Annotated in this window: 22 protein-coding genes and 1 other RNA gene; 9 read left to right on the top strand and 14 right to left on the bottom strand. The window is 68.0% G+C overall.

Features of this window, described 5'->3' with window-relative positions:
- Positions 1-39: 39 nt before the first annotated feature.
- The 3 genes from phaC to AC3AP7_RS08855 form a co-directional block, all read right to left on the bottom strand.
- Complete coding sequence (phaC, locus tag AC3AP7_RS08845; RefSeq protein WP_475763890.1) at positions 40-1,875, bottom strand: class I poly(R)-hydroxyalkanoic acid synthase; 1,836 nt, start codon at positions 1,873-1,875, stop codon at positions 40-42.
- Positions 1,876-2,235: 360 nt separating this feature from the next.
- Positions 2,236-3,075, bottom strand: coding sequence for a peptidoglycan editing factor PgeF (gene pgeF / locus AC3AP7_RS08850; RefSeq protein WP_475763888.1), 840 nt, complete (start codon positions 3,073-3,075; stop codon positions 2,236-2,238).
- Positions 3,072-4,298, bottom strand: coding sequence for an RluA family pseudouridine synthase (locus tag AC3AP7_RS08855; RefSeq protein ID WP_475763886.1), 1,227 nt, complete (start codon positions 4,296-4,298; stop codon positions 3,072-3,074). The genes pgeF and AC3AP7_RS08855 overlap by 4 nt, the downstream gene beginning before the upstream one ends.
- 134 nt (positions 4,299-4,432) lie before the next feature.
- On the opposite strand from AC3AP7_RS08855, the gene AC3AP7_RS08860 reads away from it, so the two are divergent.
- On the top strand, positions 4,433-5,224 hold the full coding sequence (locus tag AC3AP7_RS08860; protein ID WP_475768008.1) for an outer membrane protein assembly factor BamD: 792 nt from the start codon (positions 4,433-4,435) through the stop codon (positions 5,222-5,224).
- A gap of 115 nt (positions 5,225-5,339) precedes the next feature.
- On the opposite strand, the gene rlmD is transcribed toward AC3AP7_RS08860, so the two are convergent.
- Positions 5,340-6,665, bottom strand: a complete 1,326-nt coding sequence (gene rlmD, locus AC3AP7_RS08865) for a 23S rRNA (uracil(1939)-C(5))-methyltransferase RlmD (RefSeq protein ID WP_475768006.1) — start codon at positions 6,663-6,665, stop codon at positions 5,340-5,342.
- A gap of 253 nt (positions 6,666-6,918) precedes the next feature.
- Here rlmD and AC3AP7_RS08870 point away from each other — a divergent pair, with 253 nt between their 5' ends.
- Positions 6,919-7,773: an endonuclease/exonuclease/phosphatase family protein gene (locus AC3AP7_RS08870; protein WP_475763884.1), complete on the top strand. Its 855-nt coding sequence runs from the start codon at positions 6,919-6,921 to the stop codon at positions 7,771-7,773.
- 46 nt (positions 7,774-7,819) lie between these two features.
- Here AC3AP7_RS08870 and AC3AP7_RS08875 read toward each other — a convergent pair whose 3' ends face one another.
- From AC3AP7_RS08875 to surE, 5 genes are all read right to left on the bottom strand, one after another.
- Positions 7,820-8,605, bottom strand: coding sequence for a 3'-5' exonuclease (locus tag AC3AP7_RS08875; protein ID WP_475763882.1), 786 nt, complete (start codon positions 8,603-8,605; stop codon positions 7,820-7,822).
- A 4-nt stretch (positions 8,606-8,609) separates the two neighbouring features.
- Positions 8,610-9,704: an RNA polymerase sigma factor RpoS gene (gene rpoS / locus AC3AP7_RS08880; protein ID WP_475763880.1), complete on the bottom strand. Its 1,095-nt coding sequence runs from the start codon at positions 9,702-9,704 to the stop codon at positions 8,610-8,612.
- A gap of 11 nt (positions 9,705-9,715) precedes the next feature.
- Positions 9,716-10,612, bottom strand: a complete 897-nt coding sequence (locus tag AC3AP7_RS08885) for a peptidoglycan DD-metalloendopeptidase family protein (RefSeq protein ID WP_475763878.1) — start codon at positions 10,610-10,612, stop codon at positions 9,716-9,718.
- Between the two features lie 5 nt (positions 10,613-10,617).
- Entirely contained in the window at positions 10,618-11,697 is a 1,080-nt protein-coding gene (locus AC3AP7_RS08890) for a protein-L-isoaspartate(D-aspartate) O-methyltransferase (protein WP_487362698.1), read from the bottom strand.
- 197 nt (positions 11,698-11,894) lie between these two features.
- A complete protein-coding gene (gene surE / locus AC3AP7_RS08895; RefSeq protein WP_475763875.1) occupies positions 11,895-12,653 on the bottom strand; it encodes a 5'/3'-nucleotidase SurE in 759 nt (252 codons plus the stop codon).
- A gap of 218 nt (positions 12,654-12,871) precedes the next feature.
- Here surE and AC3AP7_RS08900 point away from each other — a divergent pair, with 218 nt between their 5' ends.
- Positions 12,872-13,846, top strand: a complete 975-nt coding sequence (locus AC3AP7_RS08900) for an NADPH:quinone oxidoreductase family protein (RefSeq protein WP_475763873.1) — start codon at positions 12,872-12,874, stop codon at positions 13,844-13,846.
- Between the two features lie 133 nt (positions 13,847-13,979).
- On the opposite strand, the gene AC3AP7_RS08905 is transcribed toward AC3AP7_RS08900, so the two are convergent.
- The 5 genes from AC3AP7_RS08905 to ffs form a co-directional block, all read right to left on the bottom strand.
- A complete protein-coding gene (locus AC3AP7_RS08905; RefSeq protein WP_475763871.1) occupies positions 13,980-15,203 on the bottom strand; it encodes a CaiB/BaiF CoA transferase family protein in 1,224 nt (407 codons plus the stop codon).
- A 48-nt stretch (positions 15,204-15,251) separates the two neighbouring features.
- Positions 15,252-15,848, bottom strand: a complete 597-nt coding sequence (gene recR, locus AC3AP7_RS08910; protein WP_475763869.1) for a recombination mediator RecR — start codon at positions 15,846-15,848, stop codon at positions 15,252-15,254.
- A gap of 128 nt (positions 15,849-15,976) precedes the next feature.
- Positions 15,977-16,303, bottom strand: coding sequence for a YbaB/EbfC family nucleoid-associated protein (locus AC3AP7_RS08915; protein ID WP_475763867.1), 327 nt, complete (start codon positions 16,301-16,303; stop codon positions 15,977-15,979).
- A gap of 63 nt (positions 16,304-16,366) precedes the next feature.
- The gene (dnaX, locus tag AC3AP7_RS08920; protein ID WP_475763866.1) at positions 16,367-19,105 is read right to left on the bottom strand and encodes a DNA polymerase III subunit gamma/tau; all 2,739 of its coding nucleotides are present in this window, start codon (positions 19,103-19,105) and stop codon (positions 16,367-16,369) included.
- 439 nt (positions 19,106-19,544) lie between these two features.
- Positions 19,545-19,643, bottom strand: an RNA gene (gene ffs, locus AC3AP7_RS08925) — signal recognition particle sRNA small type.
- Between the two features lie 349 nt (positions 19,644-19,992).
- On the opposite strand from ffs, the gene trxA reads away from it, so the two are divergent.
- The 6 genes from trxA to AC3AP7_RS08955 all read left to right on the top strand — a co-directional run bounded on the left by trxA (position 19,993) and on the right by AC3AP7_RS08955 (position 25,424).
- A complete protein-coding gene (gene trxA / locus AC3AP7_RS08930) occupies positions 19,993-20,319 on the top strand; it encodes a thioredoxin TrxA (RefSeq protein WP_475763864.1) in 327 nt (108 codons plus the stop codon).
- Between the two features lie 203 nt (positions 20,320-20,522).
- Positions 20,523-21,791 carry a transcription termination factor Rho gene (rho, locus tag AC3AP7_RS08935; RefSeq protein WP_475763863.1) on the top strand — a complete coding sequence of 423 codons (1,269 nt, stop codon included), beginning with the start codon at positions 20,523-20,525 and terminating at the stop codon, positions 21,789-21,791.
- A 274-nt stretch (positions 21,792-22,065) separates the two neighbouring features.
- Entirely contained in the window at positions 22,066-22,587 is a 522-nt protein-coding gene (locus AC3AP7_RS08940) for a MerR family transcriptional regulator (protein WP_475763861.1), read from the top strand.
- Positions 22,584-24,140: an MFS transporter gene (locus tag AC3AP7_RS08945; RefSeq protein WP_475763859.1), complete on the top strand. Its 1,557-nt coding sequence runs from the start codon at positions 22,584-22,586 to the stop codon at positions 24,138-24,140. The genes AC3AP7_RS08940 and AC3AP7_RS08945 overlap by 4 nt, the downstream gene beginning before the upstream one ends.
- A 5-nt stretch (positions 24,141-24,145) precedes the next feature.
- Positions 24,146-24,970, top strand: coding sequence for a M90 family metallopeptidase (locus AC3AP7_RS08950; RefSeq protein WP_475763858.1), 825 nt, complete (start codon positions 24,146-24,148; stop codon positions 24,968-24,970).
- 190 nt (positions 24,971-25,160) lie between these two features.
- Complete coding sequence (locus tag AC3AP7_RS08955) at positions 25,161-25,424, top strand: type B 50S ribosomal protein L31 (protein WP_475763856.1); 264 nt, start codon at positions 25,161-25,163, stop codon at positions 25,422-25,424.
- Positions 25,425-25,526 lie beyond the last annotated feature (102 nt).

A 25,526-nucleotide genomic window follows, 5' to 3' on the forward strand; every position in this document is an offset into this window, starting at 1 on the left:
TGCCTGCGATTTCCCCCCTGCTTTCCGATTCCGACTGCATCAGTCACGCTGCATCACGTAGCGCCCCGGCGCCGGCTCGATCACCGGAAACGCGGCGCTGCCCGCCTGGGCACGGGCCTTGACCTTGCGGCCGCCGTGCGAGTCGAGCCAGTTCGCCCATTGCGGCCACCAGCTGCCCGGCTTTTCGGTGGCGGCGTCGAACCACGCCTGCGGATCCTCCGGCAGTGTGCGGTGCTCGCCTTCGAGCACCCAGTAGCTGCGCTTGTTCTTCGACGGCGGGTTGATCACGCCCGCAATATGCCCCGACGCGCCGAGCACGAACTCGCGCGGCCCGGTCAGCAGCGGCGCCGACGCGTACGCGGTATGCCACGGCACGATGTGATCTTCGCGCGAGCCATAGATGAAGGTCGGCACGTCGATGCGCGCAAGGTTCACCTGCTCGCCGCACACGACCAGCTGGTCCGGCTCGCGCAGACGGTTCTCCAGATACGTGTTGCGCAGATACCAGACGTACATCGGGCCGGGCAGGTTCGTCGAGTCGCTGTTCCAGTACAGCAGATCGAACGGCGTCGGCGTGCGGCCCTTCAGGTAGTTGTCGACCACGTAGTTCCAGACGAGGTCGTTCGGACGCAGGAACGAGAACGCGTTGGCGAACTCGACGCCGCGCATCAGGCCCGGCGGCGAGCCGTTCTTGCCGCCGATCGCCTGCTCGCGCATCTGCACGTGCGCCTCGTCGACGAACACGTCGAGCACGCCGGTGTCCGAGAAGTCGAGCATCGCGGTGAGCAGCGTCATCGACGCGGCCGGATGCTCGCCGCGCGCCGCCGCCACCGCGAGCGCGGTGGCGAGCATCGTGCCGCCGATGCAGAAGCCGAGCGTGTTGATCTGCTCGCGCCCGCTGATCTGGCACACGGTGTCGATCGCCGTCAGCACGCCTTCGCCGATGTAGTCGTCCCAGTGCTTGTGCGCAATCGACGCGTCCGCGTTGCGCCACGAGATCAGGAAGACCTGGTGGCCGGACTCCAGCGCATACGCAACCAGCGAATTTTCGGGCTGCAGATCGAGGATGTAGAACTTGTTGATGCACGGCGGCACGATCAGCAGCGGCCGCTCGCGCACGGTGGCCGTGCGCGGCTTGTACTGGATCAGCTGGAACAGGTCGTTTTCGAACACGACCGATCCCTCGGTATTCGCGAGGTTGCGGCCCACCTCGAAGCGCGACTCGTCGGTCTGTGAAATCTTGCCGCGCTGCAGGTCCGCGAGCAGGTTCGTGATGCCCTGCCGCAAGCTCTCGCCGCCGCTTTCGAGCAGCGTGCGCTGCGCTTCCGGGTTCAGCGCGAAGAAATTGCTCGGCGAGGTCGCGGCGGTCCACTGCTGGATCGCAAAGCGGATCCGCTCGCGCACCTTCGGTTCCGCGTCGAGCGCATCGGCAAGCTCGTGCAGATAGCGCGCATTCAGCAGATACCACGCCGCCGTGAACGCGTGCGCGGGCGACGCGCTCCACGCATCGGCGCTAAAGCGCCGGTCCTTCAGCTCGGGGATGGCCGGCTGCGCATCCGCGGCCTGGCGGACCAGCTGCATCGCGTCGCGCGAATAGTCGTCCTGCAGCTTTTGCAGGCGCTGCGGCGGAATCGCCGCGCTCGGCACCTTCAGGCCTGCGAACGGTCCGAACGCCGCGCCCATCGCGCCGAAATCCGGCATGGGCGGCATGGGCGGCAGCGCGAACGGCTGGGCGCTGCCCGCGCCCGGCATCCCGAGAGAGCGCCAGGCGTTCATCCATGCATCGAATAGCTGCTGGGCTCCGGCTTGCTGGGTGGTGCGCTCCGACGTGGAGCCCGTGCTTGAGGAAGTCGAGGAATGTTCTGATGCTGCCATACCTGCTTTTGACCGGTGAGTCCTCGCGGACGGTTGAGAGGCAGGTGTGCGATGCACGTGGGCGCTGCTCGCGACCTCGTCACGCCCTGCCCCGTGTGTGGGGAACATTCTTGCTCCCCTTCGCAGGGCATGTCAATGCTTGTTCCCGATTTTGCCGCAGTGCGATAACTTTTTAATTATCGTTTTCCCGATATCGCCGATCTCCCCGCCGACATGACACCGAGGGGGTCCGCCGCAAACAGAAAAGGCCCATGTTCAAGGGCCTTTTTGCATCCGGATTTCGCCGCGTGCGGCGCGTGGCCGCAGACGGCGCGCGCGTGGCGCGCGGGTCTGGCGGCGCAGCAAAAATGCTTGCCGCATTCAGTGCGCGAGCCAGATCATCGCCGCCATTCTGCCGGTGACGCGATCGCGCCGATACGAGTAAAAGCGCGCCGGCTCCGTGAGCGTGCAGGCGTCGCCGCCCGCCACCGCGCCGATGCCGAGCCGCTGCAGGCGCAGGCGCGCGAGCGCGGGCAGATCGGCCAGGTATTTGCCCTCAGTCTGCGGATGCGGGACGAACGCACGCGCACTGGCGTCGCGCTCGGCCGGCACCGCCGCGTTCATGAAGGCGTCACGCACGTCTGCGCCGACCTCGAAGGCCGCGGGTCCGATGCATGGCCCCAGATACGCGTGCAGCGAAGCCGCCGGCACGCCGGCGAGCGCGGCGACGCGCGCGGCGGTGCGCTCGACGACGCCCGCCGCGAGGCCGCGCCAGCCCGCGTGCGCCGCGCCGACCGCCCGCCCGAGCGGATCGCACAGCAGCACCGGCATGCAGTCGGCGATCATCACCACGCAGATCGTGCCGGGCTGGTCCGTCACGCTCGCGTCGGCGCGCGGCGGCTCGCCGTGGGTGTGCGCATGGGCGATCGCGTCGGCCGCATCGAGCACGCCCGCGCCGTGCACCTGCTGCAGCCACGCGGCCCGCGCACCGCCGGCGAGCGCCAGCAGGCGCGCGCGGTTGACGGCGACGGCCGCCGGATCGTCGCCGGCGAGAAGCCCGAGGTTCAGTCCGCCCGGCTCGCCGCTGCCGTCGCGCCAGCGTCCGTAAGGCGGCAGGCTCACGCCGCCGCCGCGCGTGCTGACGAGCGCCTGCACGCGCGGCGATACGCCCGTCCACGCGGGGCGCAACACGTCGCCGGGCATCAGGTCGGGCAGGCTCATGCGGGGTCGTCCTCGTCGTCCTCTTCGTCTTCCATGTCGTCATACGGCGCGTCGTCTCCGGCGTCGTGCCGTGCGCCGTCCTCGTCGAACGACGGCTCGAACGCGCCGTCGAACGCTTCGTCATCCTGCTGGCCGAAGCCGAGCGCAACCGAGAGCGCCTCGATATCGTCCGGCACGTCGGCGCGCCATTGCATCGCGCGGCCGGTCTGCGGATGGATCAGCCCGAGCCGCCACGCGTGCAGCGCCTGGCGCGCGAACCCGCCGGGCAGCGCCGCCACCGAGCGCTTGCCGCGCGCGCGCCCGTAGACGGGATCGCCGAGCAGCGGATGGCCGATGTGCGCGCAATGCACGCGAATCTGGTGCGTGCGCCCGGTTTCGAGGTCGCAGTGGATCGCGGACACGGGCTGGCCCTGCCACACCGTGGCGGCGAAGCGCCGGAAGCGGGTGCGCGCGGGCTTGCCCGACGCGCCCGTGACGACCGCCATGCGCGTGCGTTCGCGCGGATCGCGCCCGATCGGCGCATCGATCGTCCCCTCCTCCGGCAGATTGCCCCACACGAGCGCGACGTAGCGGCGCCTGACGGTGCGCGCCTGCAGCTGGCGCACCAGATCGGTCTGCGCGGCGAGCGTGCGCGCGACCACCATGAGGCCGGAAGTCTCCTTGTCGAGCCGGTGCACGATGCCCGCGCGCGGCAGGCCGGCCGCCGCATCGCCATAGCGGTGCAGCAGCCCGTTCAGCACGGTGCCGCTCCAGTTGCCGGCGGCCGGGTGCACGACCCTGCCGGCCGGCTTGTCGATCACGACGAGCGCATCGTCTTCGTAGACGATCTCGAGCGGCACGGGCTCCGGCGCGAACGCGAGCTGCTCCGGCAGCAGGTCCGGTTCCAGCCGGATCTCGGCGCCGAGCGGCACCGGCTGACGGATCTTCGCCGCCGCGCCGTCGATCCGCACGCGCCCCGCCTCGATCCACGTTTGCAGCCGGCTGCGCGAAAACTCCGGAAAGAGTTTCGCGAGCACCTTGTCGAGCCGCTCGCCGGCAAGCGCGTCGGGCACCGCGGCCACGCGCGGCGGCTGCGCCGCGCGCGACGCCCCGCCCGCCGACTCACGGGCCGACTCCGGGGCCGAATCGCGTGCGGACGCGTCGGCGGGCCCGGCGCTTGGGCTATAATCTTCGTTGCTTTTCCGGACGCCCGCTGGCGGCGCCGGATGAATTGATCGGGTCATTGAGTCTGGGTCACCTGGACGTAAAGCTAGACGGGAAAATGCGAGCCTTGAACACCATCATCAAAACGGCCCACGAAGCGGCCGCCCTCGAGACGGCGGCCCCGAAGTCCTCGGCCTGGAAGACGGCCGGCAAAATGGCCCGATATCTTGCATGTGTCGCAGCCGTCGCGCTCGTTGCGGCCTGTCACGGTCTGCCCGAAAAGACCGATGAAACCGCCGCCTGGACGAACGACAAATTATATACGGAGGCACAGGACGCCTACACGAGCGGCGACTGGGCCAAATGCGCGAAATACTTCGAACTGCTGCAGGGCCGCGACCCGTTCGGCCGCTTCGCGCAGCAGGCGCAGATCAACGTGGCCTACTGCGACTGGAAGGACAGCGAAAACGATGCGGCCAACCAGGCGATCGACCGCTTCATCAAGCTGCACCCGGATCATCCGGACATTGCATACGCGTATTACCTGAAGGGGCTGATCAACTTCAACGATGACCTCGGGCTGTTCGGCCGCTTTTCGGGGCAGGACATGAGCGAGCGCGATCCGAAGTCGCTGCGCGTCTCGTATGACGCCCTGAAGGTCGTCGTCGACAAGTATCCGAAGAGCAAATACGCGCCCGACGCGGCGCAACGCTTGCGCTACATCGTGAACGCGCTCGCGTCGCACGACGTGCACGCGGCGGACTACTACTACCGGCGCGGCGCGTACGTCGCGGCAATCAACCGCGCGCAACTCGCGATCAAGGATTACAAGAACGCGCCGGCGATCGAAGAGGCGCTGCACATCATGATCCTGTCGTACGAGAAGCTGAAGCAGCCGAAACTCGCCGACGACACGAAGCGCGTGCTCGCCGACACGTTCCCCGACAGCCCGTACATCACCGGCAAGGCGCGCCCGGGCCAGAAGAAATCGTGGTGGCAGTTCTAGACCCGCTCGCCGGCGGGCGCGGCCGCGCGTAAGCAGCGGCCGCACCGGTTCGGAGCACGAAAAAAGCCGCGGCCCATCGGGCACGCGGCTTTTTTTTGCGCGTGCGAGCGCGCGCTCAGTCGCGCTCGAACAGCGCGATCGACTCGACGTGCGACGTATGCGGGAACATATTGACCACCCCTGCACCCTTGAGCAGATAACCGGCTTCGTGCACGAGCAGCCCGGCATCGCGCGCGAGCGTGGCCGGGTTGCACGACACATAGACGATGCGCTGCGGCAGCGGCCCCGCGCCGCTCTGCGCGATCTCCGCCAGCGCTTTCGACACCGCGAGCGCGCCCTCGCGCGGCGGATCGATCAGGAACTTGTCGAAGTGGCCGAGCGCGCGGATGTCGTCCGCGCCGACCTCGAACAGATTGCGGCACGCAAACGACGTATGCGCCGCCACGCCATTCGCGTCGGCGTTCGCGAGCGCACGCGCCGTCAACACCTCGCTGCCTTCGATGCCGACCACTTCGCGCGCGAGCCGCGCGAGCGGCAGCGTGAAGTTGCCGATTCCGCAGAACAGGTCGAGCACGCGATCGCCCGCCGCCGGCGCGAGCAGCCGCAGCGCCCGCCCGACCAGCACACGGTTGATCGGATGATTCACCTGGGTGAAATCGGTCGGCCTGAACGGCATGCGCACGCCGAATTCCGGCAGCGTGTAGTCGAGCGAACGGTCGAGCGGATAGAACGGCACGACCGTGTCCGGCCCTTTCGGCTGCAGCCAGAACTGCACGGCGTGCGTATCGGCAAACGCGCGCAGCAGCGCTTCGTCCGCGGTGCTGAGCGGCTCCAGGATGCGCAGCACCAGCGCCGTCACCGACGCGCCGACCGCCAGCTCGATCTGCGGCATCCGTTCGCGGATCGACAGCGCCTCCACCAGCCTGCGCAGCGGCACGAGCAGCGCCGAGACGTGCGGCGGCAGCACCTCGCAGTGCGTCATGTCGGCCACATAGCTGCTCTTGCGCTCATGGAAGCCCACCAGCACCCCGCCCTTCTTCGCGACGTGGCGCACCGTCAGACGCGCACGATAGCGGTAACCCCAGGACGGTCCGTGAATCGGCCGGAACACGGTTTCGGGCCGCAGCTTCGCCAGGTGCGCGAGATTGTCTTCGAGCACGCGCTGCTTGACCGCGATCTGCGCGCGCATGTCGAGATGCTGCATCGAGCAGCCGCCGCAGGTGCCGAAAAATTCGCATTTCGGCCGGGTGCGGATCACGCTTTCGCGCAGTACGTCCACCAGCTCCGCCTGCTCGAAGCTCGGCTTGCGGCGGTAGCTCTGATACGACACCCGCTCGCCCGGCAGCGCGCCTTCGACGAAGATCACCTTGCCCGGCGTGCCGTCTTCGTTGACGGTCCGGCCGACACCGCGCGCCTCCATGTCGAGCGACTCGATCTCGATGGCGGGCGCACTGGCCGCGACGGCGGGCGGGTGCGCCGCGCGCCTGCCGCCGCGCGACGGGCGTGGCGCGACAGGCTGCGCAGCGGATTGCGAAACCGGCTGAGCGGCGGGCTGCGAAGCAGACTCCGAAGCGGACTGCGAAGCGGACTGAGGACCAGCCTTAGAAGCGGTTTGAGACACCTGCGGCTTCCTGAGAAACTAGGATGAAAGGCGAGATTGTAGACGAAGCGCCACCGGATACGGAGATTCGACGATGCGACTGATCAGCTGGAACGTCCAGTGGGGACGCGACGCCACCGGCCGCGTGGACCTCGCGAGAACGCTCGACGAGGCGCGCCGTCTCGCCGATTTCGACGTGCTGTGCCTGCAGGAGCTCACGCGCGGCTTCGGCGCGCTGCCCGGCGGCCCGGGCGGCGACCAGTTCGCCGAACTGGCGGCGCAACTGCCCGGCTACGCGGTGTTCGACGCGATCGGCGCCGACCTGCCGCCGCGCGCGCCCGGCACGGCGCGCCGCCAGTTCGGCAATGCGCTGGCGACGCGCCTGCCGGTCGGCCGCGTGACCCGTCACGCGCTACCCTGGCCCGCCGATCCGGCGGCGCCGTCGATGCAACGCGCGGCGCTCGAAGTCGAGATCGGCGCGCCGGGCGGCGCGCTGCGCGTGATCGTCACGCATCTGGAGTTCTATTCGGCCACGCAGCGGCTCGCGCAAGTCGACGCGCTGCGCCGCATCCAGCAGGAAGCCGCCGCGCACGCGGCACGGCCCGCGCCGGCAGAGACCGCCGACGGCCCATTCGTCGACACCGCGCGGCCTGTCGCGGCCATCGTCTGCGGCGATTTCAACAGTCCGTTCGGCAGCGACGCGTACCGGCGCATGCTGGAGCCGCTCGCGGACAGCCCGGCATTCATCGACGCGTGGACCGCGCTGCATGCGGGCGCGCCCCCACCGCCGACCGCCGGCGTCTACGATACCGCGCAGTGGGCCGACGGTCCGATCGCGTGCGATTTCGTGTTCGTGACCGCGAATCTGCGCGCGCGTCTGCGGCGCTGCGAGATCGACAGCATCACGTGCGCCTCGGATCATCAGCCCATCGTGCTGGAACTCGCCTGAGCGGGAGCGCGCGCCGCCCGGTTGCGCCGGCGCGTCGCAGTGCTGATCAATCGCCGGCAGGTGCGAACGCGGCCAGGTATTCGCGCCAGTGCGGCGCGCTTTCCTGTTCGAGCGCACGCTTGACCAGCGCGATCTCGTCCGCATATTCGTCAGCGGAAAGCGCGCCGCGCATCAGCTGGAACCGGCAGTACAGCAGGTAGGTATTGACGACGTCCGTCTCGCAGTAATGGCGGATTTCCTCGATGCGCCCTTCCTGGTATGCGAGCCACACCTGGGCGCCGTCCATCCCGAGCTTGCCGGGAAAGCCGCATAGCTTCGCGAGCGCGTCGAGCGGCGCGTTCGCGCGCGCCTGGTACATCGCGAGCACGTCCATCAGGTCGGTATGGCGCGTGTGATAGCGGCTCAGGTAGTTGTTCCACTTGAAGTCGCGGTCGTCCTCGCCGGCGTCCCAGAAACGCGCCGCCGCGATACCGTTGACGAGCGCGCGATAGTTCAGCACCGGCAGGTCGAAACCGCCGCCGTTCCACGACACCAGCTGCGGCGTGTACTTCTCGATCACCCGATAGAACGACTGCACCAGCGCGGCTTCGCCATCGGCCGGCGTGCCGAGCGAACGGACGCGAAAGCCGTGCTGGTCGCGAAACACGCAGGAGATCGCCGCGACGCGCTGCAGGTGGTGCGGCAGGAAATCGCTGCCGCTCTTTTCCCGGCGCGCGGCGAATGCGTGCTCGGCGACGTCGGCATCGGTCATCGTCGCGGGCAGGTCTTCGAGCCGGCGAATGCCGGCGACATCGGGAATGGTCTCGATGTCGAATACGAGAATCGGTGTCATCGGGTTACAGAACGGCGTCCTTGCGCACGCCGTTGGAGGCGAAGAAGCGTTTCAGGCGAACCAGCGCTTCCTGCTGGATCTGGCGCACCCGCTCGCGCGTGAGGCCCATTTCGTCGGCCAGCTCTTCGAGCGTGGCGGGTTCGATGTGATTGAGGCCGAAGCGCCGCTCGATCACATGACGATGCTTGTCGGACAGGCGCGCAAGCCAGGCGCGCGTCAGCGTTTCGAGCTCGCGGTGCTGCACCTCGGCATCGGGCGACGCGCTCTGGTCGTCCGACAGCAGATCGAGCAGGCTGCTCGCCGGGTCGAGGTCGAGCGGCGCATCGAGCGAAGCGGTGTGCTCGTTCAGCGCGAGAATGTCGGTGACCTCGTCGGCGGTCTTGCCGGTCAGGTATGCGATGTCGTCGACGCTGGCGTCGCGCCGCTCCACCGCGTCCCCGGTATTCATCGAATTCTTCTCGAGATGACGCTTCGCGCGCAGCACCTGGTTCAGCTCGCGGATCACGTGCACCGGCAGGCGGACCGTGCGCGCCTGATTCATGATCGCCCGCTCGATGCTCTGGCGGATCCACCACGTCGCGTAGGTGGAAAAACGGAAACCGCGCGTCGGATCGAATTTCTCGATCGCGTGCATCAGCCCGAGGTTGCCCTCTTCGATCAGGTCGAGCAGCGGCACACCGCGGTTCAGATATCCCTTCGCAATGCTCACGACGAGGCGCAGGTTGCGCTCGATCATGACCTGGCGCGCCTCGAATTCACCCGCTTTGGCCAGCCGCGAATAACGCTGCTCTTCCTCGACGGTAAGCAGCGGCTTCACGCTGATCCGGTTGAGGTAGTGCTGAATCGTGTCAGCAGTGAGTTCGGCCTGCAGCAGTGCGCGAAAGTCGTCGGCATCGGGCGCGCTGGCCGGGGTGCCTTCAGCCGCGTCGCCCGGCTCTTCCGCCGCAGCCGATGGCTCGTCGGCTTCGCGCGCGCCCTCGAAATCGTCGAGATTCTCGTCTTCCGGCTCCGAAGCAGCGCCGTCGTCCACCGTGACATGCGTGGCGCGGCTGATCTTCTCAGACTCGGCTTGCGGCGGGCGGCGCTTCGGTTTCGGCATGGTCGTATCGCTTATTGCGGCGGCAAGTACTTCAGTGGGTCGACAGGTTTGCCCTGCCGGCGAACTTCGAAATGCAACATCACACGGTCCGAATCCGAATTCCCCATCTCGGCGATCTTCTGCCCCTTGGTCACCGCGTCCCCTTCTTTTACCATCAAAGCGCGGTTGTGTGCATACGCGGTCAGATACGTCGCGTCATGCTTGATGATAATGAGATTGCCGTAGCCGCGCAGCCCATTTCCGGCGTACACGACGCGCCCGTCCGCAGCGGCCCTGACCGGATCGCCCGCGTTGCCGCCGATGTTGATGCCCTTGTTGGTGGTGTCGTTGAACGTGCCGATGATCGGGCCGCGCGCGGGCCACGCGAAACTGATCGGCCCCGCGGCTGCCGGCATGCCGCTCGCCGGCGGTTGCGGCGGGATCGTCGTCGCGGTGACGCCCGAGCCGGGCATCGCACCGGCCGCCCCGGGCGGCGCGCCGATCGGCGCGCTCTGCACGCCGCCGCCGGCCACCGGCGACGTGGTGACGCCCGGTGTCATCGCCGCCACGTTCGCGCCCGGCGGCGCGACCCGCAGCAACTGGTCGACTTCGATCTGATTCGGATCGGCGAGATTGTTCCACGCGGCAATGTCGCGATAGTTCTGGCCGTTTTCGAGCGCGATCCGGTACAGCGTATCGCCCGGCTTCACGCGGTAGTAGCCGGGCGGCGCGGGCGGCAGCGGCGCGTTCGCCGCAGACGTCTGCCCGCCCGGCGTGTTCAGGCTGGCGGAGCGATCGACGACCGGCGCGTTGTCGAGCCGAGTCGCACAGGCCGTCAACAGTGAAAGCGCGACCACGCACACGCTACGCTGGGCTACGGTCAGGGAGACATTCAGGCTGGGTTTGGGCATCGCGCGCAACATAGTCATCGGTGTCAAATCACTCCGGATTTTAAGGGTACAAAGAAAACGCGATCAAGCCGCGACTCCCGCCATTGCGCGGGCCCGGTCCGCTCCACGAGCGTCAGGACCTGGCTCTGTCCGTCCTGCGCGCCGACCGGCGCGACCAGCCGGCCGCCGGGCGCAAGCTGCTCCAGCAGCGCCTGCGGAACGTCGAGCCCGGCCGCGGCGATCACGATTGCGTCGAACGGCGCGGCCGACGGCAAACCGACGCGGCCATCACCGTAATGCAGCCGGATATTCGGAATGCGCAGCGGCCGCAGGTTCGTCTTGGCGCGCTCGTATAACGGCTTGATGCGCTCAATGGAATACACGTCGCGCGCGACCTGGCTCAGCACGGCCGCCTGGTAGCCGCAGCCGGTGCCGATTTCCAGCACGCTGCCGAGCGCACGGCCCGCCGCCGCCAGCTCGATCATCCGCGCGACCACCGAAGGCTTCGAGATCGTCTGGTGGTGACCGATCGGCAGCGCCGCGTCTTCGTAGGCCTGGGTTGCGAGCCCCGGGTCGACGAACATGTGGCGCGGCACGACCGACATCGCATGAATCACGCGCTGATCGAGGATGCCGTTGGCCCGCAGGCGTTCGACCATGCGCTCGCGCACCCGTTCCGAAGTCAATGCGAGCGCACTGTTGAGCGCGACGTCCGGCGCACCCGACGAACGCGCAGTGCGCACGGCCGGCGTCTTCGCGAGCGCTGCCGCGGTGGATAGCGGTGCGGGCGACGCGCCCGTGGCGCGCGATGCCGGCCGGTTGCCGACGGCAGCGGCCGGCACGGCGGCGCCCCGCCCCGCGACGGGCGGCTTGACCGCAGACGGCTTTGCGGGAGGCAGCTTTGCGGCGGCCGGTTTTGAAGCAAGCACTTTTGCAGCAGACGGCTGTGCGGCGGGCGCCTTCGCAGCAGGCGGCTGTGCGGCAAGCGCCTTCGCAGCGGGCGGCCTGGCCGCGGACGGTGCAGCGGGGGACAACTTGAGAGCGGCCGCCGCCAGGGGCGTGCCGGCCACAGGCGTCGGCGCGCGCGGCTTCACTGCAGATGACGCGGAAGGCGCCGGAGACATCGGAGACACGGCCGGCCGCGCGGGCTCGTGCGACTGACGGGCGGGCGCGGCGTCGATACCGCGCGCCGCCGGCTTCGGCCGCGCGTCGCTACTTGCGCGGTTGACCGCGTGCGCATCGCCGGGACGGCCATCGGGCCGGCGCGGCTCGCGCACGAGATCGTCGAGGCCCAACGGAAAGCGCCGGGCGCGCGCCCCGGTCATGAAGCGCCGCTCCCGGCGCGCGCCCAGTCGCGCGTAGCGGGAAGCATATCGGTGTGGGTGAGATCGAGCTGAAGCGGCGTGATCGACACGCAGCCGTTCGCGATCGCGTGGAAATCCGTGCCTTCGCTCGCATCGCGCGCGCTGCCCGACGGGCCGATCCAGTAGATCGGTTCGCCGCGCGGATTGGTCTGCCGGATCACCGGCTGCGAGGGATGCCGCTTGCCGAGACGGGTCACGCGCCACTCGCGCAACTGCTCGTATGGCCGGTTCGGGATGTTGACGTTCAGCAGCGGATGCCCCGGGAGCGGCTGCGCGAGGTAGTGGCGCACGATCTCCGCGGCGACGCGCGTGGCCGCATCCAGATGCACCCAGTCCTTGTCGACCAGCGAGAACGCGATGGCCGGCACGCCGAACATGATGCCTTCGGTCGCGGCGGCGACGGTGCCCGAATACAGCGTGTCTTCGCCCACGTTCTGGCCGTTGTTGATGCCGGACACCACAAGATCGGGCGTGTGGTCGAGCATGCCCGTGAGCGCGATGTGAACCGAATCGGTCGGTGTGCCGTTCACATAATAGAATCCCGTCGACGAGCGCAGCACCGACAGCGGCCGCGACAGCGTCAGCGAGTTCGATGCGCCGCTGCAGTTCTGCTCCGGTGCCATCACGGTGACGTCGGCGAAAGCCGACAGCGCTTCGTAAAGCGCGGCGAGACCGGGTGCCAGGTACCCGTCGTCGTTGCTGAGAAGGATTCGCATGCGACGATTGTAACCGAGGAAAGAAGGCAGGCGAACGACACGCCAGGCGCCTCTCGAAGCCGCCGAGCGGCCGGATAAAACGCACGGTCGTTCGCTGGCGGAGATACACTGGCAATCCGCTCCCCGAGCGCATTTCCCAGGATGCATTTCCCAGGATGCATTTCCCAGGATGCATTTCCCGGGACGCATTTTCCAGGACCCACTCACGAGGAGACCCGATGCGAGCGATTCGCTGCACCCAGTATGGCCCGCCGGAGCAGTTGACGGTCGAGGATCTGCCCGACCCCGAACCGCAGCCGGGCGAAGTCGTGATCGACGTGAAGGCCGCCAGCGTCAACTTTCCCGACGTGCTGATCATCGAGAACAAATACCAGTTCAAGCCGCCGCTGCCCTTCACGCCGGGCTCGGAAGTCGCGGGGATCGTGCGCGCGGTCGGCGCGGGCGTCACGCAGTTCCAGCCGGGCGCGCGGGTGGTCGCGTTCACCGGACAGGGCGGCTTTGCCGAGCAGGCGCGTGCGCCCGCCGCTGCGTGCGTACCGCTTGCCGGACACGTCGACTTCGCGCTCGCGGCCGCGTTCACGCTGGCCTATGGCACGTCGCATCACGCGGTGATCGACCGCGGCGCGCTGCAGCCCGGCGAGACGATGCTCGTGCTCGGCGCAGCCGGCGGCGTGGGGCTGGCCGCGGTCGAAATCGCCAAGGCGATCGGGGCGCGCGTGATCGCCGCGGCGTCGTCCGACGCGAAACTCGACGTCTGCAAGGCGCACGGCGCCGACGCGACGATCAACTACAGCCGCGAGGATCTGCGTGAGCGCATCCGCGCGCTCACCGACGGCCGCGGCCCCGACGTGATCTACGACCCGGTCGGCGGCGACTATGCGGAGCCGGCGTTTCGCAGTATCGGCTGGCGCGGCCGCTATCTCGTCGTGGGTTTCGCGAACGGCGCGATTCCGAAGCTGCCGCTGAACCTGGCGCTGCTGAAGGGGGCGAGCCTCGTCGGCGTATTCTGGGGCGACTTTGCAAAGCACGAGCCGCAACGCAATGCGGCGGCCTTCGCGCAGATGCTCGGCTGGATCGACGAGGGCAAGCTGCGGCCCCACGTGTCGGCGCGCTACCCGCTCGCGGAGACGCCGCGCGCATTGCGCGAGATGGCCGGGCGGCGCGTGATCGGCAAGGTAGTGATTACGCCGTGACGTGACGTGAGGTCACGTGAGGTGACGCGATGTGAGGTGACGTGATCCGACGTGGCGCACCGGGTCACGATGCGATATCATGCACCCGCGCGCGGCGCGCCGCCGGCCCCATCCGCCCGGCGGCGTCACGCGCTCAGACGATCTGCTGCGCGTGCAACTGCGCGATCTGCGCGTCGTCGTAGCCGAGCGTGCGCAGCACCTCGTCCGTGTGTTCGCCGAGTTCGGGGCCGAGCCAGCGCGTCTCGCCCGGCGTCGCGGACAGCTTCGGCGTGATCGCCGGCAGTGCGATCTCCTTGCCGTCCTGCCAGCGAAAACGCTGGATCATCTCGCGCGCGATGAACTGCGGATCGGCGAACATGTCCGCCACGCTGAAGATGCGCCCTGCCGGCACGTCGGCGGCGTTCAGCACTGCCAGCGCGTCGTCGATCGTGCGCGTCGACAGCCACGCGGCAATCGCGCCGTCGATCTCGGCCGTGCGCGGCACGCGGCCGTCGTTGTGCGCGAGCGCCGGGTCGCCGGCAAGATCCTCGCGCCCGATCGCGAGCATCAGGCGCCGGAAGATCGGGTCGCTGTTGCCGCCGATCACGATGCTGCCGTCGCGGCACGGATAGGTATTCGACGGCACGATGCCCGGCAGCGACGCGCCGGTGCGCTCGCGCACCATCCCGTAGACGCCGTACTCGGGCACCACGCTCTCCATCATGTTGAAGACCGCCTCGTAGAGCGCGACGTCGACCACCTGCCCGGTGCCGCCGTTCGCCTGGCGGTGATGCAGCGCCATCAGCGCGCCGATCACGCCGTGCAGCGCGGCGATCGAATCGCCGATCGAAATGCCGATGCGCGGCGGCGGCAGGTCCGGGTAACCGGTGATGTGGCGCAGCCCGCCCATCGACTCGGCGATCGCGCCGAATCCCGGCCGGTCGCGGTACGGGCCCGTCTGGCCGTAGCCGGAGAGCCGCACCATGACGAGCCCGGGATTCCCGGCGCTCAGCACGTCGTAGCCGAGCCCGAGCTTTTCGAGCAGGCCGGGGCGAAAATTCTCGATGACGATATCCGCTTCGCGAGCAAGGCGGCGCACGATCTCCTTGCCCTCGTCCGCTTTCAGATTCACCGTCACGGACTTCTTGTTGCGCGCCTGGACGGCCCACCACAACGACGTGCCGCCGGCCTCCGGATAAAGCTTGCGCCATTTGCGCAGCGGATCGCCGCCTTTCGGGTCTTCGATCTTGATGACCTCCGCGCCGAACTCGCCGAGAAAACGCGCGGCAAACGGGCCCGCGATCAGCGTGCCGAGTTCGAGCACCTTGACGCCGGCGAGCGGGCCCGCGGGCCTGGCGTCGGTGGGCGCTGCATTCATGATCAGACTGTCTCCATGCTGTAGGGCGCGCGGCGGCGCCGGGTGACGCTACAACGCGCGCCGGTCGAGCATCGCGCGGGCGATCGTGCCCGCGTCGACGTATTCGAGCTCGCCGCCCACCGGCACGCCGCGCGCGAGGCGCGTCACCGCGAGGCCGCGCGCCTTGAGCGTCTGGCCGAGATAATGCGCGGTCGCCTCGCCTTCGTTGGTGAAATTGGTGGCCAGCACGACCTCCCTGACCACGCCGTCCGACGCGCGCCGCACCAGCCGCTCGAAGTGAATCTCTTTCGGGCCGATGCCGTCGAGCGGGCTCAGCCGTCCCATCAGCACGAAATACAGGCCGCGATACGTGAGCGTCTGTTCGAGCATGATCTGGTCGGCCGGCGTCTCGACCACGCACAGCAGCGTCGGGTCGCGCTCCTCGTCACGGCAGACCTCGCAGATCTGCGCTTCGGTGAACGTGTTGCACTTCTCGCAGTGCTGCAGATGCTCGGTCGCGAACAGCAGCGCGCGCCCGAGTTGCTGCGCGCCGTCGCGATCGTGCTGCATCAGGTGATAGGCGATGCGCTGCGCGGATTTGGGTCCGACACCGGGCAACGCGCGCAGCGCTTCGACGAGCGCCGACAGGGCGGAAGGTTGTTTCATGCGGAATCGGCAACGGCAAGGAAAAGGCGCCCCGGGGCGACGCGACCCGGCGCGCGGCGCCATGCGAGCGTGCCGCACGACGGCATGCGGGCGCGCGCCGCGCGGACCGCCGCCCGTGCGGCCCGGGTTCAGAACGGCAGCTTGAAGCCCGGCGGCAGCGGCAGGCCCGCGGTCATGCCGCCCATCTTTTCCTGCGCGGTCGACTCGGCCTTGCGTACCGCGTCGTTGAACGCGGCCGCGACCAGATCTTCGAGCATGTCCTTGTCGTCCGCGAGCAGGCTCGGATCGATCGAGACGCGCCGCACCTCGTTCTTGCAGGTCATCGTCACCTTGACGAGACCCGCGCCGGACTGGCCCTCGACCTCGATCTGCGCGAGCTGCTCCTGCATCTTCTTCATGTTTTCCTGCATCTGCTGGGCCTGCTTCATCAGCCCGGCGAGTTGACCTTTCATCATGGACCTGCTCCTTCTCGAAAGCGTTGAATCGTGGGTGGCGGCGCCGCTTGGCGGCGCCGTGCATCAATGGGTGGGCGGGGCGTTGCCGCCCGCATCCGGCGCGATCGGCTTGACCGAGCCGGGCACGATGCGCGCCCCGAACTCGCGGATCAGCGACTGCACGAACGGATCCGCGCCGATCTCGCGCTCGGCGTCCTGCTGGCGCTGCGCGCGCGCAATCGCGTCGAGCGCGGCGGCCGTGCGGCGCGCCGGGCCGACCTCGACCTCCACGTCGAGCGCCCGGCCGACGCGCTCGGCGAGCGCGGCCTTCAGTTTCGCGACCTGCGACGCCTCGGCGTATTGCGGCACCGGCACGCTCAGCTTGAGCGTGTGGCCGTCGAGCGCGGTCAGCTCGCTGTTGAAGGCCAGCTGATACGCGATGCCCTTCAGCGGCAGGTCCGCCGCAAGCGCCGGCCATTCGCCGGCAAAGCCGATCGCGTCCAGCGCGATCGCGGGCGGCAGCGGCCGCGTATCGGCCGGCACCGGAGCCGGAGCGGCCACCCGCACGTCGTCGGGCCCGCGGTCGAACGCGGGCACGTAGCCGTCATCCGGCAGCGCGCCAAAGTAATCGTCTTCGCTCGAAAGCGGCACGTAGTCGTCGGGCGGAATCTCTTCCCACGGCGGCACCGCCGACGCGCCCGCCGACCCGGCCGGGCCGCGTCCATCGCGTCCATCGCGCACCTCGCGCGTTTCGCGCGTTTCGCGGATCGGTCGTGGCGACTCGGCGTCCTGCGCGCGACGCGCGACCGACGCCGGCGCGCTCGCCCGCGGCGCGGCGGGCTTCGGCGCAGCCGGCGCCGCAGCCGCCGTCCGGCCGCGCTCCGACGACAGCTTCATGCCCGCGTTGCGCAGCACGTCGAGCGCCGCGCTAGCGCCACCGCGGCGCAGTGCGGCATCGGCAGACGCCCCGGTCATCGGGTCCGGCGCAGCAGACGCAGCAGGCAACGCGTCAACCGTGGAGGACGGGCGGGATAGCCGCGACGGTGCGTCGGTCGACGCTACCGACGGCGTTGCGGTCTCGGCCAGCACGGCGGGCGCCGCCGCGGATGAAGCGGCGCTCGTCGAATCCGCCGTCATCTGCGCCGTGTCCGGCACCGGCAAAAACGCATCATCGCTTGCGGATACTGAAGGCGCCGCATCGGACACGACAAGCTGGCCGGCATGCGCGGCGCTTGCGTCGCCTTCGCCCGGACCGCCGGATGCGATGGCCGTCTCGCGCGAGACCGGGTCGTCGACGACATCCGCCGGCTCGCCCGCCGCTTCGGCTACGGCCGGCACGCCGGCTGCCGGAGCGGCATCGCGATGCATCTGGGGTGCCGGCACCGGAGCAGCCGGGGCGACGTCGTCCGCCGGCTTTTCGGGAAGAGACCCAACCGACCCAACCGCAGCTGGCGACGCCTGCCCTGCTGCTGCGCTGCCTTGCTCCGCGCGCGGCGGCGCCTGCACCGGTACCGGTGGAAGGTCGCGCGGCGCGGCCGGCGCAACCGCAGCCGCGCCGGCCACCCCTGCCGGCGACGAAGAACGCGCAGCCGCGGAAGCCGCCGGCGGCATCTGCGCGGCAGGCGCCGCTCCCGCCGCCGTAACGGGCGCCGCGCTGCCGCGCCGGCCCGCGGCGCCCGTCGCGAGGCCGCCCGACGCCGCGCCGTTCGAGCCAGTCGAGCCGCCCGCCGCACCGCTGGCCGCCGGCTCGAACGCCAGCATCCGCAGCAGCGCCATCGTGAAGCCCGCGTACTCGTCGGGCGCGAGGCCCAGTTCGGCCCGGCCGATCGTCGCGATCTGGTAGAACAGCTGAACCTGTTCGGGCGACAGCGCCTGCGCGAAGCGCCGGATGTCCTGGGCTTCGGGCCATTCGTCGAGCACCGAAGCGGGCGCGAACTGCGCCCAGCCAATCCGGTGCAACAGGCTCGCGAGATCCTGCAGCGCGGTCGGAAACGACAGGCTGCGCAGCGCCATTTCGTCCGCCACCGACAGCACCGCGGCCCCATCGCCGTCGACCAGCGCGTCGAGCAGGCGGATCAGATAGCTCTGGTCGAGCGCGCCCAGCATCCCGCGCACCGCATCCTCGCTGACCTGGTTGGCCGAATAGGCGATCGCCTGATCGGTGAGCGAGAGCGCGTCGCGCATCGAGCCTTCGGCCGCGCGCGCGAGCAGGCGCAGCGCCTGCGCGTCGAACGGCACGCCCTCCTCGCCCAGAATCCGCTCCAGATGCCCGACGATGTGGCCGGCCGGCATCTGTTTCAGGTTGAATTGCAGACAGCGCGACAGCACGGTGACCGGGATCTTCTGCGGGTCGGTGGTCGCGAGGATGAACTTGACGTGCGGCGGCGGCTCTTCCAGCGTCTTCAGCATCGCGTTGAACGCATGGTTCGTCAGCATGTGCACTTCGTCGATCATGTAGACCTTGAAGCGCGCATCCACCGGCGCGTAGACCGCGCGTTCGAGCAGCGCGGCCATTTCGTCGACGCCGCGGTTGCTCGCGGCGTCCATCTCGACGTAGTCGACGAAGCGGCCCTCGTCGATCTCGCGACACGCCCGGCATACGCCGCAGGGCGTCGAACTCACGCCGGTTTCGCAGTTCAGCGCCTTCGCAAAGATACGCGAGAGCGTGGTCTTGCCGACGCCGCGCGTTCCGGTGAACAGATAGGCGTGATGCAGACGCCCACCGTCGAGCGCATGCGTGAGCGCGCGCACCACGTGCTCCTGGCCGACGAGCGACGCGAAATCCTTCGGCCGCCATTTGCGTGCGAGAACTTGATAGGTCATCGGGAAATTGTATCAGCAACGACCGTGCGCACAGGCCCCTCGCGCGTGCGCACGCGAGCGCCGCCGCGCGAGCGGTTGCGGCGTGCCCGGCGTCGGGCGCGTACGCGCCCGGCTGCCGGTTCGCGCGGCAAAACCGTGCGCGCATGGACGAGCGCATCCCGCGCATGCCGGATAACGACATGATGACGACATGACCGCGGAAACACGCCGGGACCCCGGACGGAATACAGCCCGGATTCAACCTGCCCCGGCCGGACAAAAACCGGAAAGCGCGGCGAAACCGGATAGAGGAAGCGACAGAAAAACGGGCAATGCTGCGCGAGGAAAACGCAGGAAAAACGGCGGAGGGAAAGCTGCGGGAAGAAAAACGACGGAGAGTAACGCGATAACGCGAACGCGTTCGCGAAAACCCAGCGGCAGAAAAACGAAGAAAAGCGAAGGTGACGAGCCTGACCCTCGGCACTGGTGGAAAACGGCTGTGGCTGCTTCGTTCCCGACCTGACCAAGTTGACCGCGCCTCCATGCGAGGAGGCCCGTCACGTGAAATTGTACCATCGCCGTGCGTCGCGCGCGACTGCCATGACCAACAAATTTTGCCGCGCGGGTCCGGACACGCGCCGCGCCCCTCGTGCGGCCCCCTCGACGCGTCGCGCAGCGGGTTGCAGCGGACCTTGGCCTTGCGCTGCAACGGGCCTTGGCCCTACTGCCCGCATGACTACTATCACGGCCGGCAACGCATAGCAATTTAGGCTACACTGCGGGTTGAATGTCCCGGAGGACGCGGCAACAGGCGTCGTTCGGGGCACAGCGAACGGAAGTTTTCCCGGTTTGTTGTATCGTGGCGAGCCATCTTCAAGCAGGCCTCGATCCGATTGAGGTATCCATACATGAGCGACCAGATCAAGCATATCAGCGACGCATCGTTCGAACAGGACGTCGTCAAATCCGACAAACCCGTGCTGCTCGACTTCTGGGCCGAGTGGTGCGGTCCGTGCAAGATGATTGCACCGATCCTCGACGAAGTCGCGCGCGACTATGCTGACCGCCTGCAGGTCGCAAAGATCAATGTCGACGAGCACCAGTCCACGCCGGTCAAGTTCGGCGTGCGCGGCATCCCGACGCTGATCCTTTTCAAGAACGGCGCAGTCGCGGCCCAGAAGGTCGGCGCGCTGTCGAAGTCGCAGCTCACCGCGTTCCTCGACGGCAACCTCTGATCCACTGTATCCGCGGGTCAACGGCGTGTTGCCGGCCGGCAACACGCCGTTGCGCAAGATGCGCGCGCGCCGCGTGCCGAAACGCGCGTGTGCTATGCTAGAATTCACAAAACGCCCAAACGGCGTCTAAGTCCTCGAGCGGTTCCGCTCACTCTCCTCCCAGATTTCTTTTCAGGTCGCACCTTCTCCTGCGGGTTGTCCGTATGCATTTATCCGAGCTCAAGACGCTGCACGTGTCTGAATTGATCGAGATGGCCAATGGCCTCGAGATCGAAAGTGCGAACCGCCTGCGCAAGCAGGAGCTCATGTTCGCCATTTTGAAAAAGCGCGCCAAGACGGGCGAAACAATCTTCGGCGACGGCACGCTCGAGGTACTGCCTGACGGCTTCGGTTTCCTGCGCTCGCCGGAAACGTCCTACCTCGCCAGCACGGACGATATCTATATCAGCCCGTCGCAGATCCGGCGCTTCAACCTGCATACCGGCGACACGATCGAAGGCGAGGTGCGCACGCCGAAAGACGGCGAACGCTATTTCGCGCTCGTGAAGGTGGACAAGGTCAATGGCCAGCCGCCCGAAGCGTCGAAGCACAAGATCATGTTCGAAAACCTCACGCCGCTGCACCCGAACAAGGTGCTGCTGCTCGAGCGCGAAATGCGCGGCGAGGAGAACGTGACGGGCCGCATCATCGACATGATCGCGCCGATCGGCAAGGGTCAGCGCGGCCTGCTGGTCGCCTCGCCGAAGTCGGGCAAGACCGTGATGCTCCAGCACATCGCGCACGCGATCAAGCAGAACCACCCGGACGTGATCCTGTTCGTGCTGCTGATCGACGAGCGCCCCGAAGAAGTGACCGAAATGCAGCGCTCGGTGGCCGGCGAAGTGATCGCGTCGACCTTCGACGAACCGGCTGCGCGTCACGTGCAGGTCGCCGAGATGGTGATCGAAAAGGCCAAGCGCCTCGTCGAGATGAAAAACGACGTCGTGATCCTGCTCGACTCGATCACGCGTCTCGCGCGCGCCTACAACACGGTCGTGCCGGCCTCGGGCAAGGTGCTCACCGGCGGCGTCGACGCCAACGCGCTGCAGCGTCCGAAGCGCTTCTTCGGCGCGGCGCGCAACATCGAGGAAGGCGGCTCGCTCACGATCATCGGCACCGCGCTGATCGAAACCGGCAGCCGCATGGACGACGTGATCTACGAAGAGTTCAAGGGCACCGGCAACATGGAAGTGCACCTCGAACGCCGCCTCGCGGAAAAACGCGTGTATCCGTCCATCAACCTGAACAAGTCCGGCACGCGCCGCGAAGAACTGCTGATCAAGCCCGAGATCCTGCAAAAGATCTGGGTGCTGCGCAAGTTCATCCACGACATGGACGAAGTCGAGGCGATGGAATTTCTGCTCGACAAGATTCGCCAGACCAAGAGCAACTCGGAGTTCTTCGATCTGATGCGCCGCGGCGGCGGCAGCTAATCCCGCCCTTGCCGCGACAGCCGACGCCCGCCATTGCGCGGGCGTTTTTTATTGCGCGGGCGGCATGGCGTCCCCCCCACTCCATACCGGCAACATCCCCGTGACGCGCTACCTCGCGCCGGGTCATTCTGCCGCGCACGGCGCCGGCGGTCACTCGGTCACTCGGTCACTCGGTCACTCGGTCACTCGGTCACGCACACCATCGCACGCGCCAACCTGTACGTGAACGTGCACGTTGAACTATAATCCCCGGGTACCCACCGCGTCCCGCACGATGCCGAAAGACCGATCCCCGCTGCTGACGGTGCGCGATGCCGCCGAGCGCCTGAACGTGACACCGCGCACGCTGAAGTACTACGAAGAGCGCGGTCTCGTGTCGCCCACGCGCAGTGAAGGCCGCTACCGTCTGTACGACGAGGCCGATCTTGAACGCTTCTCGCGCATCCTGCGGCTGCGCTCGCTGGGATTCTCGCTGCACGGTATCACCGAGATGCTGAAGCGCCCGCTGGAGCTCGACGAAGGCGGCCGCCGGCGCTACTCGAACGCGTCGCTGGGCGAGATCCGCACCGCGCTTGCGCAGCAGGTCGACGCGCTCGACGCGCGCATCGAGGCGGCGCGCCGCGAACTGAAAGAAGTGCGGATGCTGAAGGCGGAACTCGGCCGCGATCTGGACTACGTCGAGCGGCGCCTCGCAGGCGAGACGCCCGAACAGCTGATCGAGCAGCGCCGCGCGGCCCGGGAACAGCAGCGGCGCGCCACCCCGGCACGCCGCAACCCGCGGAACGAACCGGCATGAACCCCGCGTCTCCCCACGCGCCCCTTTTCAGCGTCGCCCGGCTGCGCGGCGACTTCTTCCCGTGGGTGCTCGCGCTCGTCACCGGGCTCGACTATTTCGACAACGCGATCTTCTCGTTCTTCTCCAGCTACATCGCCGGCGGCGTCAATGCGTCGCCCGACGAGCTGGTCTGGTCGTCGAGTGCGTACGCAGTGGCCGCCGTGCTGGGCATCCTGCAGCAGCAATGGTGGGTCGAGCGGATCGGCTATCGCCGCTACGTCGCCGGCTGCATGCTGCTGTATGCCGGCGGCGCGCTCGCGGCCGCGCTGTGCGAGACCTCGTTCGAACTCGCGTTCGCGCGCGGCTTCCAGGGCTACTTCATCGGCCCGATGATGGGCACCTGCCGCATCCTGATCCAGGCGAGCTTCACGCCGCAGCGGCGCCCCGTCGCCACCCGCGCGTTCCTCATCCTGATCCTGCTTGGCAGCGCGCTCGCCCCGCTGATCGGCGGCCAGCTCGTCGCGCACTTCGACTGGCGCGCGCTGTTCGCCTGCACCGCGCCCGTCGGCGTGCTGTTCGCGATCCTCGCGATGCTCGCACTGCCCGACGCCGGCGACCTGCAGCCGGAGGAACGTGGCGCCGGACACTTCTGGCCGTACCTGAGCTTCGCGTTCGCGCAGGGCGCACTGCAGATCGTGATGCAGCAGTTGCGCTTCCAGCTCTTCACCAGCTCGCCCGGCCTGATCCTGCTCACGCTCGCGGGTCTCGGCGCACTGGCGTGGTTCGCCTATCACCAGTGGGATCATCCGAAGCCGCTCGTGCGTCTCACCGCGCTGCGCGAAAAGACCTTTCAGGTCGGCCTCGTGCTGTACATGTTCTATTACTACGAGTCCACTGCCTACAGCTTCCTGATCTCGCGCTTCCTGGAAAGCGGCCTCGGCTATCCGGTCGAGAACACCGGGCGCCTCGTCGGTTCGACGTCGCTGATTTCGGCCAGCGCGCTGTTCGTCTACCTGCGTTATGCGAAGCTGTTGCCGCGCAAGAAATGGATCATCGTGCCGGGCTTCGCGGTCGCCGCATGGGCCGCGCTCTGGATGACGCGCATGACGCCCGATGCCGGCGAATCCGCGCTAGTCGGGCCGCTGCTGCTGCGCGGCTTGCTGCTGCTCTTCATCGTGCTGCCGGTCGCCAATCTGACGTTCCGCACCTTCGCGATCGAGGAGTTCACGCACGTGTACCGGCTGAAGAACATCGTCCGGCAACTGACGATCTCGTTTGCGACCGCCTCCGTGATCATTCTCGAGCAGCACCGCGAAGCGCTGCATCGCACCCGCCTGATGGAGTTCGCGAATCCGTACAATCCGGTATTCCAGCAGGGCGTCGCCGCGCTCGCCGGCCGCTTCACCGCGGCGGGCGCCGCGCCCGGCGACGCCCATGCGCTCGCGCTCGCGCAGATCGGCCAGATGGTGGCGCGGCAGGCGAGCTTCCTCACTTCGATGGACGGTTTCTATTTTCTGATCGGCGTGGCCGTATGTGGCGGGCTGTTCGCCGCATGGCAAAAGCAGATCGACTGAAAGCGATGCTCTCCAGACTCACACACTGGTTCGACACCCGGCGCCGCGACCGGGCGCTGCGCGACTTCCCGATCGACGACGTGCTGTGGCAGGCCACCCTCGCCGGCCTGCCCTTTCTCGGGCATCTCGACGCCCCGTCGCTCGCGCGGCTGCGCGAGCTCACGAGCCTGTTCATCGCGGAAAAATCGTTCTCCACCGCGCACGAGCTCGCGCTGACCGACGCGATGACGGTCGGAATCGCCGCGCAGGCCTGCCTGCCGGTACTGAATCTCGGGCTCGAACTGTACCGGGGCTGGGTCGGCGTGATCGTCTATCCGGGCGAATTCGTGATCCGCAAGACCGTCGAGGACGAAGACGGCGTCGTGCACGAGGTCGAGCACGATGCGAGCGGCGAGGCCTGGGAAGGCGGCCCGGTCGTGCTGTCGTGGGAAGACGCGCAGATGACCGACGGCCGCGACGCCTACAACGTCGTCATCCACGAGTTCGCGCACAAGATCGACATGCTGAACGGCGAGGCGGACGGCCATCCGCCGCTCTTTCGCCGCTGGCACGCGCCGCTCGATGCCGCCGCGTGGACCGACGTGTTCGATCACGCGTACGACCAGTTCTGCGCGCGCGTCGACGCGGTGCCCGAGCGGCGCTGGGCGCGCTTCGAGCGCGAATCGCTGATCGATCCGTACGCGGCCGACCACCCGTCCGAATTCTTCGCGGTCTGCAGCGAGGCGCTGTTCGTCCAGCCGCATGCGTTCGAACGCGCGTACCCGGCGCTCTACCGGTTGCTCGCGCGCTACTACCGCCAGGATCCGGCCCGCTGCGGCGTACTGGCATGAGTCGCGGCGGCGCAGCGGGGGAACAGCGCGCAAAAATTCGCCAACCGTCTGATTTTCTGGCATAATCGCCGTTTTTCGACCTTGGGCAAGTGGCTCGCGCCAGAATGCTTCCCCGTCGCAGACCGGCCGTGGCCGGCTTGCAGCGCGCGGCGGCACGCGGGCTGGCTACCGCCAGACCAGAGGAATCATCATGAAAGAAGGCATTCACCCGGATTACCGCGAAGTCCTGTTCGTCGACATGTCGAACGACTTCAGGTTCGTGACCCGCTCGACCATCCAGACGCGCGAAACCGCCGAATTCAACGGCAAGACCTACCCGCTCGCGAAGATCGAAGTGTCGTCCGAATCGCACCCGTTCTACACCGGCCAGCAAAAGATCATGGACACCGCCGGCCGTGTCGAGAAGTTCAACAAGAAGTTCGGCTCGCGTGCGACCGGCAAGGTTGCCAGGTAAGTCACAGGGCGACCGGCTCATACCGGACCGAATGGAAAAAGGGCAGCGTAAGCTGCCCTTTTTTGTCGCCGGACGCGCCCGCTGCGCCGCCACGCCGGTTTC

Source organism: Paraburkholderia sp. PAMB 6770, assembly GCF_057748135.1.

What these genes read in the sequence shown, in the direction of transcription:
- phaC (WP_475763890.1), bottom strand. Translation starts at nt 1,875, where the DNA reads ATGGCAGCATCAGAACATTCCTCGACTTCCTCAAGCACGGGCTCCACG.
- pgeF (WP_475763888.1), bottom strand. Translation starts at nt 3,075, where the DNA reads ATGAGCCTGCCCGACCTGATGCCCGGCGACGTGTTGCGCCCCGCGTGG.
- AC3AP7_RS08855 (WP_475763886.1), bottom strand. Translation starts at nt 4,298, where the DNA reads ATGACCCGATCAATTCATCCGGCGCCGCCAGCGGGCGTCCGGAAAAGC.
- AC3AP7_RS08860 (WP_475768008.1), top strand. Translation starts at nt 4,433, where the DNA reads ATGGCCCGATATCTTGCATGTGTCGCAGCCGTCGCGCTCGTTGCGGCC.
- AC3AP7_RS08870 (WP_475763884.1), top strand. Translation starts at nt 6,919, where the DNA reads ATGCGACTGATCAGCTGGAACGTCCAGTGGGGACGCGACGCCACCGGC.
- AC3AP7_RS08875 (WP_475763882.1), bottom strand. Translation starts at nt 8,605, where the DNA reads ATGACACCGATTCTCGTATTCGACATCGAGACCATTCCCGATGTCGCC.
- rpoS (WP_475763880.1), bottom strand. Translation starts at nt 9,704, where the DNA reads ATGCCGAAACCGAAGCGCCGCCCGCCGCAAGCCGAGTCTGAGAAGATC.
- AC3AP7_RS08885 (WP_475763878.1), bottom strand. Translation starts at nt 10,612, where the DNA reads ATGACTATGTTGCGCGCGATGCCCAAACCCAGCCTGAATGTCTCCCTG.
- AC3AP7_RS08890 (WP_487362698.1), bottom strand. Translation starts at nt 11,697, where the DNA reads ATGTCTCCGGCGCCTTCCGCGTCATCTGCAGTGAAGCCGCGCGCGCCG.
- surE (WP_475763875.1), bottom strand. Translation starts at nt 12,653, where the DNA reads ATGCGAATCCTTCTCAGCAACGACGACGGGTACCTGGCACCCGGTCTC.
- AC3AP7_RS08900 (WP_475763873.1), top strand. Translation starts at nt 12,872, where the DNA reads ATGCGAGCGATTCGCTGCACCCAGTATGGCCCGCCGGAGCAGTTGACG.
- AC3AP7_RS08905 (WP_475763871.1), bottom strand. Translation starts at nt 15,203, where the DNA reads ATGAATGCAGCGCCCACCGACGCCAGGCCCGCGGGCCCGCTCGCCGGC.
- recR (WP_475763869.1), bottom strand. Translation starts at nt 15,848, where the DNA reads ATGAAACAACCTTCCGCCCTGTCGGCGCTCGTCGAAGCGCTGCGCGCG.
- AC3AP7_RS08915 (WP_475763867.1), bottom strand. Translation starts at nt 16,303, where the DNA reads ATGATGAAAGGTCAACTCGCCGGGCTGATGAAGCAGGCCCAGCAGATG.
- dnaX (WP_475763866.1), bottom strand. Translation starts at nt 19,105, where the DNA reads ATGACCTATCAAGTTCTCGCACGCAAATGGCGGCCGAAGGATTTCGCG.
- trxA (WP_475763864.1), top strand. Translation starts at nt 19,993, where the DNA reads ATGAGCGACCAGATCAAGCATATCAGCGACGCATCGTTCGAACAGGAC.
- rho (WP_475763863.1), top strand. Translation starts at nt 20,523, where the DNA reads ATGCATTTATCCGAGCTCAAGACGCTGCACGTGTCTGAATTGATCGAG.
- AC3AP7_RS08940 (WP_475763861.1), top strand. Translation starts at nt 22,066, where the DNA reads ATGCCGAAAGACCGATCCCCGCTGCTGACGGTGCGCGATGCCGCCGAG.
- AC3AP7_RS08945 (WP_475763859.1), top strand. Translation starts at nt 22,584, where the DNA reads ATGAACCCCGCGTCTCCCCACGCGCCCCTTTTCAGCGTCGCCCGGCTG.
- AC3AP7_RS08950 (WP_475763858.1), top strand. Translation starts at nt 24,146, where the DNA reads ATGCTCTCCAGACTCACACACTGGTTCGACACCCGGCGCCGCGACCGG.
- AC3AP7_RS08955 (WP_475763856.1), top strand. Translation starts at nt 25,161, where the DNA reads ATGAAAGAAGGCATTCACCCGGATTACCGCGAAGTCCTGTTCGTCGAC.